This is a genomic window from Mediterraneibacter sp. 210702-DFI.5.30 (genome assembly GCF_020560115.1).
Classification (GTDB): Bacteria; Bacillota; Clostridia; order Lachnospirales; family Lachnospiraceae; genus Mediterraneibacter; species Mediterraneibacter faecis.
Genome location: NZ_JAJCME010000002.1, coordinates 134,517 through 151,041 on the forward strand (window position 1 = coordinate 134,517; position 16,525 = coordinate 151,041).

16 protein-coding genes and 1 other annotated feature are annotated in these 16,525 nt (G+C 42.6%); of the genes, 3 read left to right on the forward strand and 13 right to left on the reverse strand.

Going from position 1 to position 16,525, the window contains the following annotated elements; all coding sequences use genetic code 11:
- Positions 1-197: 197 nt before the first annotated feature.
- From LI126_RS02565 to LI126_RS02575, 3 genes are read left to right on the forward strand one after another with little or no spacing between them, the layout of a single operon-like run.
- Positions 198-521, forward strand: coding sequence for a hypothetical protein (locus LI126_RS02565; protein ID WP_055157603.1), 324 nt, complete (start codon positions 198-200; stop codon positions 519-521).
- A complete protein-coding gene (locus LI126_RS02570; protein WP_196020174.1) occupies positions 511-1,149 on the forward strand; it encodes a stage V sporulation protein AA in 639 nt (212 codons plus the stop codon). Before LI126_RS02565 ends, LI126_RS02570 begins: the two co-directional genes overlap by 11 nt.
- Positions 1,146-1,565 carry a stage V sporulation protein AB gene (locus LI126_RS02575; RefSeq protein WP_227164772.1) on the forward strand — a complete coding sequence of 140 codons (420 nt, stop codon included), beginning with the start codon at positions 1,146-1,148 and terminating at the stop codon, positions 1,563-1,565. Before LI126_RS02570 ends, LI126_RS02575 begins: the two co-directional genes overlap by 4 nt.
- A 3-nt stretch (positions 1,566-1,568) precedes the next feature.
- On the opposite strand, the gene sigF is transcribed toward LI126_RS02575, so the two are convergent.
- The 13 genes from sigF to LI126_RS02640 form a co-directional block, all read right to left on the reverse strand.
- A complete protein-coding gene (gene sigF / locus LI126_RS02580; RefSeq protein ID WP_015528215.1) occupies positions 1,569-2,288 on the reverse strand; it encodes an RNA polymerase sporulation sigma factor SigF in 720 nt (239 codons plus the stop codon).
- On the reverse strand, positions 2,267-2,734 hold the full coding sequence (gene spoIIAB, locus LI126_RS02585; RefSeq protein WP_015528216.1) for an anti-sigma F factor: 468 nt from the start codon (positions 2,732-2,734) through the stop codon (positions 2,267-2,269). Before spoIIAB ends, sigF begins: the two co-directional genes overlap by 22 nt.
- Positions 2,734-3,045: an STAS domain-containing protein gene (locus LI126_RS02590; RefSeq protein ID WP_020436535.1), complete on the reverse strand. Its 312-nt coding sequence runs from the start codon at positions 3,043-3,045 to the stop codon at positions 2,734-2,736. Before LI126_RS02590 ends, spoIIAB begins: the two co-directional genes overlap by 1 nt.
- A 101-nt stretch (positions 3,046-3,146) precedes the next feature.
- The gene (locus LI126_RS02595) at positions 3,147-4,628 is read right to left on the reverse strand and encodes a tetratricopeptide repeat protein (protein WP_227164773.1); all 1,482 of its coding nucleotides are present in this window, start codon (positions 4,626-4,628) and stop codon (positions 3,147-3,149) included.
- Between the two features lie 20 nt (positions 4,629-4,648).
- Positions 4,649-4,798, reverse strand: coding sequence for a hypothetical protein (locus LI126_RS02600; RefSeq protein ID WP_167549861.1), 150 nt, complete (start codon positions 4,796-4,798; stop codon positions 4,649-4,651).
- Positions 4,799-4,804: 6 nt separating this feature from the next.
- Positions 4,805-6,103 (reverse strand): bifunctional folylpolyglutamate synthase/dihydrofolate synthase, encoded by a 1,299-nt coding sequence (locus tag LI126_RS02605; RefSeq protein WP_227164774.1) that lies wholly within the window; start codon positions 6,101-6,103, stop codon positions 4,805-4,807.
- Positions 6,100-8,319, reverse strand: a complete 2,220-nt coding sequence (locus LI126_RS02610; protein WP_227164775.1) for an LTA synthase family protein — start codon at positions 8,317-8,319, stop codon at positions 6,100-6,102. The genes LI126_RS02605 and LI126_RS02610 overlap by 4 nt, the downstream gene beginning before the upstream one ends.
- A gap of 147 nt (positions 8,320-8,466) precedes the next feature.
- The gene (locus LI126_RS02615; protein WP_227164776.1) at positions 8,467-11,112 is read right to left on the reverse strand and encodes a valine--tRNA ligase; all 2,646 of its coding nucleotides are present in this window, start codon (positions 11,110-11,112) and stop codon (positions 8,467-8,469) included.
- A 115-nt stretch (positions 11,113-11,227) separates the two neighbouring features.
- Positions 11,228-11,505 (reverse strand) — a binding site (T-box leader).
- A gap of 132 nt (positions 11,506-11,637) precedes the next feature.
- Positions 11,638-12,432, reverse strand: coding sequence for a glucosaminidase domain-containing protein (locus LI126_RS02620; RefSeq protein WP_227164777.1), 795 nt, complete (start codon positions 12,430-12,432; stop codon positions 11,638-11,640).
- A 188-nt stretch (positions 12,433-12,620) separates the two neighbouring features.
- Positions 12,621-13,769, reverse strand: a complete 1,149-nt coding sequence (locus tag LI126_RS02625) for a 1-propanol dehydrogenase PduQ (RefSeq protein ID WP_117579170.1) — start codon at positions 13,767-13,769, stop codon at positions 12,621-12,623.
- Positions 13,770-13,781: 12 nt separating this feature from the next.
- The gene (locus LI126_RS02630) at positions 13,782-14,552 is read right to left on the reverse strand and encodes a DeoR/GlpR family DNA-binding transcription regulator (RefSeq protein ID WP_015528224.1); all 771 of its coding nucleotides are present in this window, start codon (positions 14,550-14,552) and stop codon (positions 13,782-13,784) included.
- An 80-nt stretch (positions 14,553-14,632) separates the two neighbouring features.
- On the reverse strand, positions 14,633-15,181 hold the full coding sequence (locus LI126_RS02635) for a BMC domain-containing protein (protein WP_015528225.1): 549 nt from the start codon (positions 15,179-15,181) through the stop codon (positions 14,633-14,635).
- Entirely contained in the window at positions 15,174-16,520 is a 1,347-nt protein-coding gene (locus tag LI126_RS02640; protein WP_015528226.1) for an SLBB domain-containing protein, read from the reverse strand. Before LI126_RS02640 ends, LI126_RS02635 begins: the two co-directional genes overlap by 8 nt.
- Positions 16,521-16,525 lie beyond the last annotated feature (5 nt).

The following is a 16,525-nucleotide window of genomic DNA, read 5'->3' on the forward strand; positions in this document are numbered from 1 at the left end:
TTAAAGCTGCAAATAATGTAACTGTTCAGAGCCAACCTCCAAAATGCTACGCATTTCGTCGGTGTGGCGTATCCGCCAAATAAAATTTCAAAAACAGTTTTAAAAATGCAAGCATTTTATACCTGTTTTTTGAAATTTTGCTTGGCTCTGAACAGTTACCAAATAATAGAAAAAAACACTTCAGGAGGTCTGATGAAATGAAAAACAGAGCGAAAAAGAGATGGTTTGCTTTAATAATCCTTTTACTATGCGCAGTTGTTATTGGTCTGTTTTATTGGAATGGACAGAAGAAAATGCAAAATGATGAGGGATATCTTGTGAAATATTCGTTACTGTTCACTCCCGTGTCAATCACTCCGCTGATTGACACGGAGGATGCGCGTTTTGACTTGAATGCATCTCGCCCCATCGCCAAAGGCGATTTAAAATGGCGAGATGCGTTGCTGGTCGCACATCGTGTGAACAGTAACAAATATTCTGCTCCGGATAAGAAACTGGAGGTGATCGTCCATGGCATCTGAATCAACAACTCTTTATCTCAAAGCAGACAGGAATGTTGAGGTATCAAAGCAAAACGTCATGTTAGGAGACCTCCTGAATATGGAGTGTTCAGACAAGACCATCCTGATGAAAGTAAAAACTTTGCGGATTTTGAAGATCCGGGAGGAAAAAGAACAGCGCTATGTAATTTCCGTGTTGAAAATCATTGCTTGTATTCATGAACAGTATCCCCGGCTGGAGATCCAAAATCTGGGCGAAACAGATATTATCGTTACTTATGAAAATCAGAAAACACCACCTCTTCTCTGGCACATTTTAAAGGTAGTTCTGGTATCCGCAGTGATTTTCTTTGGATCTGCCTTCTCGATCATGGCATTCAATAATGATGTTGGGGTAACGAAGCTATTTGGTCAGATTTATGAACTGATCATGGGAAAGAAGACAGATGGTTTTTCTGTTCTGGAAGTCACGTATTCCATAGGGCTTGCAATCGGAATTCTAATATTTTTTAATCACTTTGGTAAGAAACGCTTTACAGTAGATCCTACACCGATGGAAATACAGATGCGTCTTTATGAAAATGATATCCAGACAACTCTGGTGGAAAATGCAGCACGGCAAAAGAAAGAACTGGAGGTCGGAAAATGAACTTGTTGCAGACAATTTTCCTGGCATTGCTTGGTTTAAGTGCCGGAATGATAGTAGCTGGCGGTGTCTTTTCTTTCATTGTGGAACTTGGTGTGATCTCAGATTTTGCAGATCGTACCCATACCGGCAATCATATTTTAATTTATGAAGATATGGTAGCAGCCGGTGCGATCCTTGGAAACTTGTTTCAGATTTTTGAAGTTAATCTTCCGGGAAGGATGATATTTCTTGCAATTTATGGACTTTTCGGAGGGATTTTTGTTGGTTGCTGGGCAATGGCACTTGCAGAAATTTTGAATGTATTTCCCATTTTTATGAGACGGGCAAGGATTGTCCGGTATCTCGCGGTGTTTGTGATAATGGTTGCATTAGGGAAAGGAATCGGAGCGGGATTGTTTTTTTGGAAAAGATGGTAAACTCTACCGCTTCATTTCTTTCCGCATCCGCTCCAGCACCTTTTTTTCTGTCCTTGACACCTGCACCTGAGACATTCCCATTTTCTTTCCTATCTCAGCCTGCGTCTTTCCTGCAAAATATCTCAGATAAATGATCGTCCGTTCCTTCGCTTCAAGTGTTTCCAGTACTTCTTTTAATACAATTCGATCAAGCACCTTTTCTTCCTGCCTGTCTTTTTCTTCCAGCTTATCCATCAGAAGGATCTCGCTTCCCTCTTTCTGATGGATCGGCTTATATATGGATTCCACCTCCACTGACGACTCCATTGCCTGGACGATCTCCTCACAATCTATCTGAAGCTCTTCTGATAACTCTTTCAATGTCGGTTCTCTCCCGAGTATCCTGGTCATCTTTTCTCTCGCCTGCAGACTCTTATAGGATAGCTCTCTCAATGAACGGCTGACTTTTATCATTCCGTCATCTCTCAAAAAACGCCGGATTTCTCCGGATATCATTGGAACAGCATAGGTTGAAAACTGTACTTCATAAGAAAAATCAAATTTATCAATTGCCTTAAGCAGTCCAATGCTTCCAATCTGAAACAAGTCTTCCGGTTCTGCACCTCTTCCGTAAAATCGCTTTACTACGCACCAGATAAGACCTATATTTTTTTCAACAAGTTCTTCTCTCGCTTTTTTATCTCCGTCGTGTGACTTTCTGATTAAAGCGATTGTGTCGTCCATATTCTGCTCCCTTTACCTATTGTCTTAGTCATTTTCACACTGGTTCCTTCCCCTACCTTTGACTCTACTTCCACAGTATCCATAAATGCTTCCATAAAAGAAAATCCCATTCCTGACCGATCATCCTCCGGTTTTGTTGTAAACATCGGTTCCATTGCTTTTTCCACATTTGCAATACCTTTTCCACGGTCCGATATTTCTACTGTAAAAAGCTGGTTTTCTATACTACAATGTATCTTTACTTTCTCTACTCTCTGTTCATATCCGTGGATAATCGCATTTGTTACAGCTTCTGACACTGCAGTCTTCACATCTGCTACTTCTTCCACCGTTGGGTTTAGTTGTGTTAAAAAGGATGCTACAGATACTCTGGCAAATCCCTCATTTTCTGATCTGCTGTCAAAGCGGATCTCCATCTCATTATTCTGTGTATTACTCGCCTCCATCACTTTTCCCCCTCATAAATCTGCATAATCTTTGCTGCTCCTGAAAATGTAAGAATCTTCCGGATTCTTTCGTTCGTATGTACCGCCCAGACTTCTCCTCCGATCAGACTGACGGTCTTATACCTCCCCATAATGATTCCAATTCCTGAACTATCCATAAAATCTGTCCTGTCAAAGTCAAAGATCACATATCTGATATGATTTCTGCTGATCACTGCATCCGCTTCTTTCCTTATTTCATCTGCATTATGATGGTCTACCTCTCTTGGAAGATAGATCGTCAGACAATTTTCCTGTACCTGATATCTCATATATTTTCATGCCTCCTGCTTTTCTCATTTTCCGTTTAATTACCTGAATCCGTACGCTAAAAAAGGATATGCTTCTTCGCATATCCTTTTCCTTCGTAATCTTATTCGTCATCCTCTGTATTGTCAGAATTATCGTAATCTCCATTATCCTGAGAATTATCATAACTATTGGAGTCATCGGAATTTTCTGAGTCATCGGAATTTTCTGAGTCCTCTGATACTGAACTACTATCTGCACTTGTATCTGCACTGGCATCTCCATTCAGAATTGCAAGCTGCTTTTTCGCATCCTCAATATATCTGGAATTATTATAAGTATCTACCATCTTCTGATACCAGGTCTTTGCATTCTCTGTATCACCTTTTCCCTGATAAGCCTGTGCCAGACGATAAATAGCCTGTCCATCATTATAACTTTCGTCCATCTTCACAACCTTTGTCAGGTACTCAATCGCCTGATCATAGTCCTCTGATTCCAGTGAATCTACACCGGCTGCATATCTTCTCCTGCATGCTGTTGGGAAAATAGAATCAGAAAGTGTATCATACATCTCTTTTCCACTGTCTCCAAGAGAATCTCTTGTAATCTCAAGCAGCGCGTCTGCCATATCCGTATAACTATATTCTCCGGAACGGCTCTGACTTGAAACCTGAAGCAGTTTCTCATAGCTGTCAGATGTTGCCTTTGCCTGATCAACTGCTTTCTGTGCCTCGTCTCCGGCTGTTCGATATTGATCCAGTGTTCTTGTCTGGGCACTCACCTGTGCTTCCAGTGTGTTGATCTGTTCACTGTATGCACGCATCTGATTATTCAACTTCTCCGAGCGGTTCTGATTCACCGCCGGAGCAACAAGAAACCAGATCAAAGCAGCACCAAGAACCATTCCGATCAATATATTGGCAAATGCAAGCTGCTGTGCCATATCCCGGATCTTAGAACGTTTCGGCTGAATGATCGTCTCATTTCCAAGACTGTATTCTACTGTCGCACTTTTTGGTTTCCGGAAACTTCTCTCTGCATTCTTCCCATATCTGCCACGCTGTTTTGTAACTTCTTGCAAATAGGTTAGTGTCAGTTCATTTGTTGTATCTAATTTCTTTGCTTCTATAAGAATCTGTCTTGCCTTTGTATTCTGATTCATCTGTATATAGATCAGAGCCAGAAGCTGATACGCCTTCAAAAATGTCGGATGAGACGCGATCACCTGTTTCAACTGGATGATCGCAAGATCTTCCCCGTTCTGCTGACAGTAAACCAGACACTGGTTAAACTTCTTAATTGCCTGATTCAGTGATTCTAATTCATTCGCTGAATTCTGTACATTTTTAATATAATAATCTGCAATATTGTCTCTTGGGCACAGATTCTTACTGATGATCCACTCCACAAGAGCTTCTGAAACTTCCCCTATGCCATAATACACAAGACCTAAAAGATTCCGCGCCGCAATATTCTCCCTGTTATACTGCAGGCTCTGCTGCAAGGAAACAATTGCCCCGGACATATCTCTCACCTGGGCTTTGCGCAGTCCATCATTGTACCAGGAATTTGACTGATACATGATCTTCTTTGTGTAATCCATTTATACCCACCACTATCTTTCTATCTTCTCACCGTTTTTTCTTTCTTTGCCATAACCTCTTTTACGATATCCTGCATATCTGTCAGATCTTCCTTGTAAACAGCTTCCTCAATCTGGTCCACCTCGAGACTTGGCTTGAATTTTTTGAGTTCTTCTTCATAATTAAGCATCTGCAATCAAACCTCCCCACATCCGCTTAAAGATTCCTGTATAATCTCTTTGATCATTCCTGTCAGGTAAAGAGACCCGAGACAATATACCGTTCTTCTCCCCTGAATCCGCAATACATACTGCATTGCCTCTTTGACAGATTCAATCACAGTCACCGGCTGTTCTGTATATTTCCGGAACAGTTCACCCAGAATGTGTGCGTCTGTCGCACGATCTCCGTCGATCAATGTTACTACATATTCTTCCGCATCAGCATGTTTACATAGATACGAAATCATTTCTTCATATTCTTTATCTTTTACCGCCGAAAATAAAATAATATTTCCATCTGGATTCTTCGGAACACTTCTTGCAAATGCCTGAATGGCACTTACATTATGTGCTCCGTCAACGTATACTTTTGGAAGAATCTCTTCCATTCTTCCTGCCCATTTCACCCTGGCAAGTGCTGTTCTCCACTCTTGTAGATGACCGTTTTCTTTGAAAAGATAACGCATCACTTCCATCGCAAGCAGTGCATTCCCCGGCTGATAGGTTCCAATATTATTTAATTTCCACGTGGTAGTTCCATAATAAGCACTTGCGCAGGAAAATGCAATATGTTTATCTTTAATTCCAAGAATTTCGTACGCATCTTTCCCTATTTTTTTACAGAAACAGCCTTCTTTTTCTGCTGTTTTTTCAATTACAGAATCACTTCCCGGTGCTGTCTGTGCAAAGAACACCGGAACTTTCGGCCGGATGATTCCTGCTTTCTCTCCCGCAATCTGTTCCACTGTATCACCAAGATATTCCATATGATCCAGACCGATCGATGTGATCACGCAGGCGACCGGTTCTACAGAACTTGTTGCATCCAGCCGACCTCCAAGTCCTGTCTCAAGGACAATGTATTCCATTCCTGCTCTGTCATAAGCTTTCATCGCCATTGCAAATAAGAATTCGAAAAATGTCGGATGCTCCAATCCTGCATCCTGCATCCTGCGGACAGCCTGCATGGTCTCTTCAAATACTTCGCAGAAACCCTCATCACTGATCTGCTTTCCGTTCAGAACAATCCGTTCATTCATTTTCACCAGATGCGGTGAAGTAAACAATCCGGTGCTTTTTCCTTCTGCCCTGAGCATCGCATCCAGATAAGCGCATACAGAACCTTTTCCATTCGTTCCCGCTACATGAATGATCTTCTTTCCATTCTGCGGATTTCCCAAAAACAGAAGCATCTCTCTGGTATGAGCCAGAGAGTGCTTTCTTGTAAATCTTGGAATTTCTTCTATATAGGTTACGATTTCCTTATAGGTCATTTTTTCTTTTCTTCCTTTTGTTCTACAAAGGCCTGTCTTCCATTTTCAACATCCGTATCCTGGTCTGTCACTTCTACAAGCTGGCCTCCTGTATATTCATAAGTCTTCGATGTACGGAAGATTGTATTGCTTGAACCGCACTGCGCGACCATGATCTGATCGCCATCTTTGATTTCTGACTCTTTCAGATCCAGTCTTGTATTGTTCAGGAATTTTGTTGTCTGCTTCTCTCCGTTGATATAAACCTTACTTTGTTTTGTAAAGTTCTCTCCGTAAATGCTATAAGTTCCTTTCAGCTGCTCCACAACACTGGTGATCGTCGCATCCTTTACCCCCATGACCATATGTCCTTCTGTGATCGGAGCTCCACTGTCCTTGTATACATACTGTTTTCCGTACATGATATCATACTGGAGTAATTCCAGATCAGCAAGATAATTCTTTGTCTGTCTTCTCTGCTGATGGTAATTGAAAATAGTTCCTGTATGAATATCCAAACGATCAAAGACTTCTGCCATAATCTGGTAAGCAGCGATATTCCCATCTTTCTTTTCCAGTCCAATATTGTCCCAGATAACATAATTCGTATTGTACAGATATTTTCCTTTCAGGTCTTTTGCTTCCAGACCAAGTGTCGGGAGATGGTCTCCGTAGAATACGAGCACTGTCGGTTCCCCTCTCTGCTCGATTGCATCGATCAGCTGTCCAACGAATTTGTCCATCTCATGGACTTCATTTACATAGTACTCCCATGCATTTCTCTTGCCTTCATCTTCCACTCCGGTTACATTGATCTCCGGATTTTCCAAGGTCGGCTCTGTCGGATAATCTCCATGTCCCTGCACACTGATTGTACATACAAAGTCTGTTCCGTCTGTTGTGTCCAAAGACTCCATGATGTTCGGAACAAGAATATCATCTGTCGCCCATCCCTTCGGAGTCGTCTTTAAGATATTCATGAATTCCTTACTTGTATAATGGTCGAATCCCATGTTGTTGTATACTTTGGCACGACTGTAGAAATTACCGCCGTTGTTGTGAAGTGCCTCTGCACCATATCCAAGGGATGAAAGTGCACTTGCCGCACTCTCAAGAGGTGTCGTCTTCACATAAGTCTTGTATGGATACTCTCCCGGTCCGAAGAAACGCATATTCATTCCGGTAAGCACCTCGAACTCTGTATTCGCTGTACCTGCTCCGACAGATGGAACTTTAAAATATCCGGAAGAATAGTCAGCATAAAGCTTTCTGAGATTTGGGATCGGATCCTCGGAAAATCTCAGCCATTCTACCTCTGTCGGATCAAAATAAGATTCCAGCTGGACAAACATGATATTCGGCAGTTCCTCTTTTGAACGGCTTGTCTCACTCACGTTAAGACATCCATCCTTGTTGATCTCTGCCATCGTCTCTTCACTGTAACCGGCCGGCTGATTGATTCCTGTATTAAATAAGCTTGCTGCGAAACAATATGGGAATCCATAGTCTTCGTAAGCAAATGCGATATTTCCAAAATAATTTGAGATCACTCGCTTGTCGATTGCAACATCAGTAAGTCCTACATAGGCAAATCCGGATGCCACAACAGCGATCACTGCAATAATGCGGTGCATCTTTCCAGTATACTGCCCACCGCGGCGCCACATGGAAATCACCCACAAAACAACAGCTGCGATTCCAATGGTAAGCATCACGATCTCAAAGCCATTAAAGTAATTACTTGTCAGTTCCAAGGCATCTGACAGAACTTTCAAGTCCTGTGCATTGAACGGTGTAACTCGCTTCAGGAGCAGATATCCGTTACATGCTCCCAGAAACAGCCAGAATACACTAAGAAGAATTCTGACAAATACACGTCTGCGGAACAGATAAACAATCATAAATGTTGCAAAAATTAGAAATACGTTAAACAGAAACACGAGCGGTGTTCCTGTCATGTAGCTCCATGCTTCAAAAAAGGAATGCCTTGAGATCACCTCAATCAAAAAATTCAAAACACAGGCCAGCAGATAATGAAGGACGAGTGAAAATCTGTTCATCCACTTATAAACCGGCTGCATCTTTTTCGCAAATTTACTGTTTCTTCTCTGTTCCAGGATTCTCTGGCGTCTTGCTTTTTTCTCCTGATAGTGTCTCTTGATATCTTCTGGTTTCAGATTTTTGACCTTTGTAAAAAATCCTTTGATATCTGGTTTTTTAATATGAATCCGCTTCATCTATAACCTCTTTCTTATAGGCAAAATGCACGGCATGGGATCTTAGCTCCTTTCTGCCGTGCGACTTTTTGCCGTCTAATACCTGATACTGTGTCTAAACTGCTGTTTACAGTTTCCTGCTTTTTCGCAGCTTTTCTCCCCCCACAGTTATCTGAGACTATCGATTCTCTCTTTTACTTGCTCAAGCATCTTTGTATATTTCTCAAGTTTATCACGCTCAGCCTGAACTTTATCTGCAGGTGCTTTGCTTGTGAATCTTTCATTTGCAAGCATTCCCTGTGCTCTCTTTATCTCGCTGTTGAGTCTCTCTTCCTCTTTCTTCAGTCTTTCTCTCTCCTGCTCGAAGTCTACAAGGTCTTCCAGCGGCAGGTAAACTGTTGCTCCCGGAACAACGATAGATACTGCATCATCAGCAACATCTTTCTTCTCATAGTGAAGAATAATATCGTTTGCCAGCATCAACGGTTTTACAGATTCCTTGAGTGCTTCAAGTGCTGTAAGCAGTTTTGAATCACTGCTGATAATATAAACCTTTGTACGTTTGTTATTCGGAACATTCATCTCAGCACGCATATTTCTGATTCCGCGTGTGATTGCTTTTACATGCTCAATAACTTCTGTAGCATATGGGAACTTCCAATCCTCTCTGTATACCGGCCAGCTTGACATCATCAATGACTCTTCCTCCGGTACAAGTGCTCCGTAGATCTCTTCTGTAATAAATGGCATAAATGGATGAAGGAGCTTAAGTGCCTGTCCAAGAACTGTCTTAAGTACCCACAGAGCACAGTTTGCGGACTGTGAATCTTCCTCCGCATGGTAGATACGATATTTTGCGATCTCTACATACCAGTCACAGAACTCATCCCAGATAAAGTCATGAACTTTCTGAACTGCGATACCAAGCTCGAACTTGTCCATGTTCTCTGTCATTTCTTTTGTCAGGCTGTTTACCTTGGAAAGGATCCATCTGTCTGCCGGCTTCAGCAGGAAGTCTTCCGGTTCCTCTACAACGTTCTTCTCCATATTCATCAGGATAAATCTGGATGCATTCCATACTTTGTTTGCAAAGTTACGGCTTGCCTCAACGCGCTCGTTGTAGAAACGCATGTCGTTACCTGGTGCATTTCCTGTGATCAGTGTCAGTCTCAGGGCATCTGCACCGTACTTGTCGATGATCTCAAGCGGATCGATACCATTTCCAAGAGACTTACTCATCTTACGTCCCTGAGAGTCTCTTACAAGACCGTGGATCAGTACTGTGTTAAACGGAGCTTTTCCTGTATGCTCATATCCTGAGAATACCATACGGATTACCCAGAAGAAGATAATGTCATATCCTGTTACAAGAACATCTGTCGGATAGAAGTAATCAAGGTCTTCTGTCTTCTCCGGCCATCCAAGTGTGGAGAACGGCCACAGTGCGGAAGAGAACCATGTATCCAGTGTATCCTCATCCTGTGTGAAATGTGTACATCCACAGTGTGGGCATTTCTCCGGCGCTTCTTTCGCAACTACGAATTCACCGCACTCATCACAGTAATAAGCCGGAATTCTGTGTCCCCACCAGATCTGACGGGAGATACACCAGTCTTTGATGTTCTCAAGCCAGTGAAGGTAAATCTTGTCAAAACGCTCCGGTACGAAACGAAGTTCACCGGTCTTCAGTGCGTTGATCGCCGGTTTTGCAAGCTCATCCATCTTTACAAACCACTGCTGTTTGATCAGCGGCTCAACGGTTGTACCACAACGGTCATGTGTTCCTACTGCATGCATGTGAGGAACAACCTTTACAAGGTATCCCTGCTCATCAAGATCAGCTACGATTGCTTTTCTCGCCTCGTAACGATCCATTCCTGCATATTTTCCACCCTTCTCGTTAATTGTTGCATCATCGTTCATGATGTTGATCTCCGGAAGGTTATGACGCTTTCCTACTTCGAAATCGTTCGGGTCATGTGCCGGTGTGATCTTAACAGCACCTGTTCCGAATTCTTTGTCTACATAATAATCTGCAACGATCGGAATCTCACGATTTACAAGCGGAAGGATTGCCATCTTTCCTACGATATCTTTGTATCTCTCATCATCCGGGTGAACGGCGATCGCTGTATCTCCAAGCAGTGTCTCCGGACGTGTTGTTGCAATCTCAAGGAAACGGTCTGTTCCGGCGATCGGGTACTTAATGTGCCAGAAGTTTCCGTCCTGATCCTCATGCTCTACCTCTGCGTCTGACAGAGATGTCTTACATTTCGGACACCAGTTGATGATTCTGGAGCCTTTGTAAATATATCCCTTGTTGTATAAATTGATGAATACTTCTTCTACAGCCTTAGAACATCCCTCGTCCATTGTGAAACGCTCTCTGTCCCAGTCACAGGAAATACCAAGTTTCTTCAACTGGTTCTCGATTGTTCCTGCATATTCTTCTTTCCACTGCCATGTTCTCTCAAGGAATCCCTCACGTCCGAGTTCTTTCTTGTCGATTCCCTCTTCTTTGAGCTGATTTGTAACCTTAACCTCTGTAGAGATTGCTGCATGGTCTGTTCCCGGAATCCACAGTGCGTTATATCCTTCCATTCTCTTGTAACGGATCAGGATATCCTGCAGTGTATTGTCAAGTGCATGTCCCATATGCAGCTTTCCTGTAATATTCGGAGGCGGCATTACTGTTGTAAATGGTTTCTTACTTCTGTCTACTTCAGCATGAAAATACTTGTTCTCACACCATCTCTCATAGAGTTTCTCTTCGATCTGTTTCGGATCGTAAGTCTTTGCGAGTTCTTTGCTCATGATTGTTCTCCTTTTTCCACATATTATGTTAATTTTGTAGTTGTTTTCCACAATCTCATTGTTTTAAAAGTGGATATCTCTTTCTTCTATAACTAGAAAACGCCCTCTACTTCACGTAAAGGGCGAAAATCTCGCGGTACCACCTTATTTATATATGTAAGAACTTGTTACTGTTTGTATTAACCTTGTTCTTTACATATACATCTCTTCGTTCTGTAACGTGAACGACTCCGGGAACTCCTATCCAACCTCTTCGACCTTTCAGAATTCCGGCTCCGAAGCTACCTTCCATCATCCTTTTTCCAAACCGTCTCACAGCCAGATCCTCTTAGCAATCTGAACGGTTCTCTCTGTGGGAAGTAATGATGTACTCCTCTTCTTCAACACCTGTATCTTTACATAGTTGTTAAATACTTTTTAACTGTTACTACTATAGCTGTCAAAGGCTGATTTGTCAAGGGATTTCCCTTTCTTTAAGAAATCTTAAAATATCATAACCACCGCCGGAAGTCCAGCCATATCTTCTTAACCTTGCTCTTTTAAAAGTAAATGTTGCAACATCCCTGCAATATCATACCCGTAGTTCTCTCCTGTCGCCCAACCGACTCCTTCCGGGTTCTCTTTCTGTCCCAGCCATTGTACATAAGGTGCGGAAGCTTTTTTCACATATTCATAACGGTTATCCACGCAAGTCTGATTCAGCGGTTCATCTGTCGCATAGGCCTTCAGATGCTGGATCTGTGCCCGCACTCCTGTTCTGACATCCGGATAAGAATTCCCCGGCACTCCTCCACCGGTTGTTCCTATTCCGGCAAAATTAAACTGTTCAACACTTACATCTCCACCAAACTGAAGAAATCCGGTCTCTTTCATTGCCTGGGTAAATGCAACCTCTGCCCGGATGTCTTCCGCCTCTGCTTCTTCACAGTAAATCTGGCAGAATGTTTCTATGGTATCTGCTCCACCTTTTGCCAGTTCTTCCGACGGATATTCGTATCCCGATTGATTGAAATAATCTGCAAGCTCATCCACCGTAACAACACTCTCCCCCATGACCGGATACTGTCCGGCCGGAGAACACATCTGTGCTGTTATTGCTGCGCTGTCAGTCTGTGCAACTTCTTCTATCGAATCTGTTGCCTCTTCCGCAACTGCTTCCTTTTCATTTTGCATGTCAGAATCTGATTTCTGTTCTACTTCTGACTGTTTCATAACATTATTTTTCTGGTTCTGAGGAATCATTCCGTTTCTTCCTGCCATTGCCAGAATCACTACCAGAAGAACTCCCATTGCTGCTTCTATATAAGTAGGTAATTTCATTTCGCGCTTCCTGTCCATTTCCCAGGTATTTGATATAATATATACAACAATTCTTTCAGATAACACTCAATTAATAAATAGGTACCGTTACCCGAGAACTTTAAAAACATGCCTAAAAATAGAAGCAAAAGAGAGTGTAAAAAAAGAAGCTACAATACGCAGCTTCTTTTTACTTCTTTTTACACTTATTATTTCCACAATTTCTTGTAGATTTCAATAACATCTTCCTTATTTGGTACTCTCGGGTTTGTTGCTGTACATCCATCCTCGAGTGCGGCATCTGCCATACTGTCGATTGCATTGAAGTACTCTTCCTCTGAGATTGTACCCATCTGAGAGATTGACAGCGGAATATCCATCTCTTTTAACATAAACTGTACCCAGTTTACAAGGGATCTGACTGTCATAATTTCATTGTAGCTGCTCAGTCCAAGGATCTGAGCTACGGTTGCATAACGCTTAACAGCCGGAAGATATTCTTTCTGACTCTTACTATGTTTATTGATATCACTGTTGAATTCAATGATATGTGGAAGAAGCATTGCGTTCGCACGTCCGTGTGGGATGTGGAACTTTGCACCTAACTGATGAGCCATACCATGGTTCAGTCCGAGAGATGCTGAGTTGAATGCCAGTCCTGCCAGACAGGATGCGGAATGCATCTTCTGACGTGCATGAGTATCATTTCCATCCAGATATGCTCTGAGAAGGAATACTCCAACCAACTCGATCGATTTCTCTGCAAGTGCTGTTGAGAAATCGCTTCTAGCTGTACTTACACATGCTTCAAGTGCGTGTGTAAATACGTCCATTCCTGTATCTGCTGTAATCGCCGGTGGCACACTCTTTACAAGTTCTGCATCGAGGATTGCCTCGTCCGGTGTCAATTCCCAGGATACAAGTGGATATTTTCTCTGTTCTGCCGGGTCTGATACAACGGCAAATGAAGTTACCTCTGATCCTGTACCGCTTGTTGTTGGAATTGCAATCAGCCCTACCTCTGCGTAATGATCTACGCGAAGTGCAAATTCACGGATTGACTTGGAGGAGTCAATTGCTGATCCGCCACCAACTGCAACAATTGCATCCGGCTTATATTCAAGCATTTTCTTAACACCGAGACTGATCTTCTCAATCGGTGGATCCGGAACAATATCCTGAAAGATATCATATTCCTTACCTGCTTTTTTGATTGGATCGAGAATCAGGTTCAGATTTTTGCTTTTCGCCATAAATGGGTCTGTAACAATCAGGATCTTCTTATATGGCACTTCTGCCAGTCGATCCAGCGCATTATCTCCAAAATTTACTCTAGTTTTAATCTGAAAGCTTTTCATAACTGCCCTTCCTTACTTTGGATAGATACATTTTACACCAATCTTATCAAAATGCTGAAGCCATCTTGTTTCCGGCTTTGCATCCGTAACTATAGTTGTGATCTGATCTAATGAACCTATCTCAGCAAATGCTACTTGATCGAACTTACTGCTGTCTACAGCAAGAATTTTTTCTTTTGCTCTTGTCAGCATTGTTCGCTTATTATTCGCATGCAGATCATCTGAATCTGTAAGTCCAGCGTTCATATCGATTCCCTTTGCAGAGATAATTGCCTTATCTACATGATAAGATCGAAGCATCCGGTCTGTCTGATAACCTACCAGTGCAAAGGATCCTTCTCTTGACTCTCCTCCGGTAGAGAGAACCTTCCAATCCTGCGCCCCAAAAAGCTCTATGATAATCTCCACAGAGTTTGTAAGTACGGTAAGATTCTTCTTTCCCTGTTCGAGAAGCGTCTTTGCAACATACACTGCTGTAGAACTTGCATCAAGCATGATGCTATCCCCATCTTTGATCTGTTCACTCACCAGTTCCGCAATATGCTGTTTACCAACAATATTGCGATTCTTTCTGATGTTGAACGGAAGCTCGATATTCACATTTTCATTGATCACGGCACCGCCATAGCTTTTTATGGCGAAACCGTCCTGAACCAGTTTATCGAGGTCTCTTCGGATTGTCTCCTCGGAAACCTCGTAAATCTGACTCAGTTCGCTTACTACGACTCTTCTGTCGTTCTGCAGTTTTTCTAATATTTCATTTCTTCTCTCTATCGCAAGCATCTAACTGCCTCCTGTCCTAAGTCCAATAGAATGTTACTGGTATTGAACTATAATTCCCTCAGACATTAAAGCAGAGTTCATTATAAGATTGCGTCGCGAATCTGAGCATCCGGATGAGCAATAACGGAAGAGTCAAGGAACATTCCTCTATCTTTGATTGCTTCCTTAGCTTTTTCGATTGCAGCTTCTACAGCAGCCACTTCACCAGTGAGCAGCATGTAGGATTTTCCGCACATACCACGTGCGATACGAAGCTCGATCAAATCAACGATAGCCGTCTTCGCAGCCTCATCAGCAGCTACAATAATTGAAGATGCATCGTATGTCTCCATAATACCAAGAGCGGATACGTCTTCAATATGTGCAGCACCGTAGATTGCCGGGAAGATGGACTCGTGCGGATTACCGAGCACAAAACTGTCGATCAGGTGAAGACCATGCATCTCTTTTGCATTATCCACTGCTGCTTTAACGGCACTTAAGTCACCTGTAATGATCGCGATATATTTGCCCGGACATACTGTCTGTGCTTCGATTATGCTGACTTCAGAAGTCTTTACCATAGCATCAGCTGCGGTAATACCTGCTGAAACAGTCTTATATTCTACCATTCCAATAGCCTTACTCATTGCCTGCACGTCCTTCCTGAGATTCTATGACAATATATTTCTCATTTACTTCTGTAACTAAACCATTCACGGATGCGTGGATTCCAACGCTTAATCCCTTTCCTGGTTCAGCAATCATCTGTCCTTTAGTTACCATGTCGCCTGCTTTCACAATTGCAGAAGCAGGTGCTCCAATATGCTGACTTAACAGAATACGTACTGTCTTAACCGGCACTGCTGATTCATCAAGCGGTGCTTCACGGTTATATCTCGTAAGATCAAGACGCGCCATAAGTCTCTCCATCGGAACTTTTCTGTATTCTCTTTCCGGTCCTACAGGTTTTGCTTCTACTTTCGGAGGACGGATTCCGTTTGCACGAAGACCTCCCTTGTACTCTGCCATAAGACTTCTTGGTGAAAGTCCCTGGAAACAGGAATACATCTCACAAAGTCCGCAGGATGAGCAGAACAACGTATTGATGAAGATGTTCGGCTCCTGTACATCCTTGCATGTTGCTGCAAGCATAAATTTATTTGGCTCAATCGGATGTCCTAACAGATGTCTTGGACATAAGTCTGTACACATTGTACACTGGCAACAGCAAGCTGCTGCTCTCTTCATATCGATTGAGTTTTTCTTTAATTTCTTCTGAATGATGTGATGGTCTTTCGGAAGAACAAGGATTGCATTTGTTGTCTTTGTAACAGGCTGCGCTCCTGTTCCGATATTACCCATCATAGGTCCACCAACGAAGTAAACTGCATCTTTTGTAGTCACACCGCCGGCAAGAGCTACTACTTCTTCCAGTGGTGTTCCGATCGGAACACGTACTGTGATCGGGTGCTCTACCTCAGCTACTACTGATACAAGCTTGTCCTCAACGGGTGTCTTCTCATTCAGTGCTCTGTATACATTGTAAACTGTCTCTACGTTGAATACAGCTACGCCGCTTTCGATTGGAAGTCCGCCCGGTCTTACAACTTTACCTGTTGTCTCATAAATAAGAACAACCTCATCACCTGCCGGATATACTTCATCCAACAGTCCCAGTCTTACTTCCGGATACTGTCCCATAACGGCCTTTACAGCTTCGATCGTTGCTGTGTAAGCTTTCTTAATACCAATGATGACTTCTTTCGCACCGACTGTCTCGCCGATCATATGAAATGTATCAATGATCTCCTTTGCATATTTCTCAAGGAGCTGTCTGTGAAGTCGAAGCAGTGGCTCACACTCTGCACAGTTCAGAATGATTGTCTCTGCACGTTCATCTAATTTAGCATATGTAGGAAAGCCTGCACCACCAGCACCAACGATACCGTTCTGCTGCAATATGCTGCTTAATTCTTTCATATCCATAATTT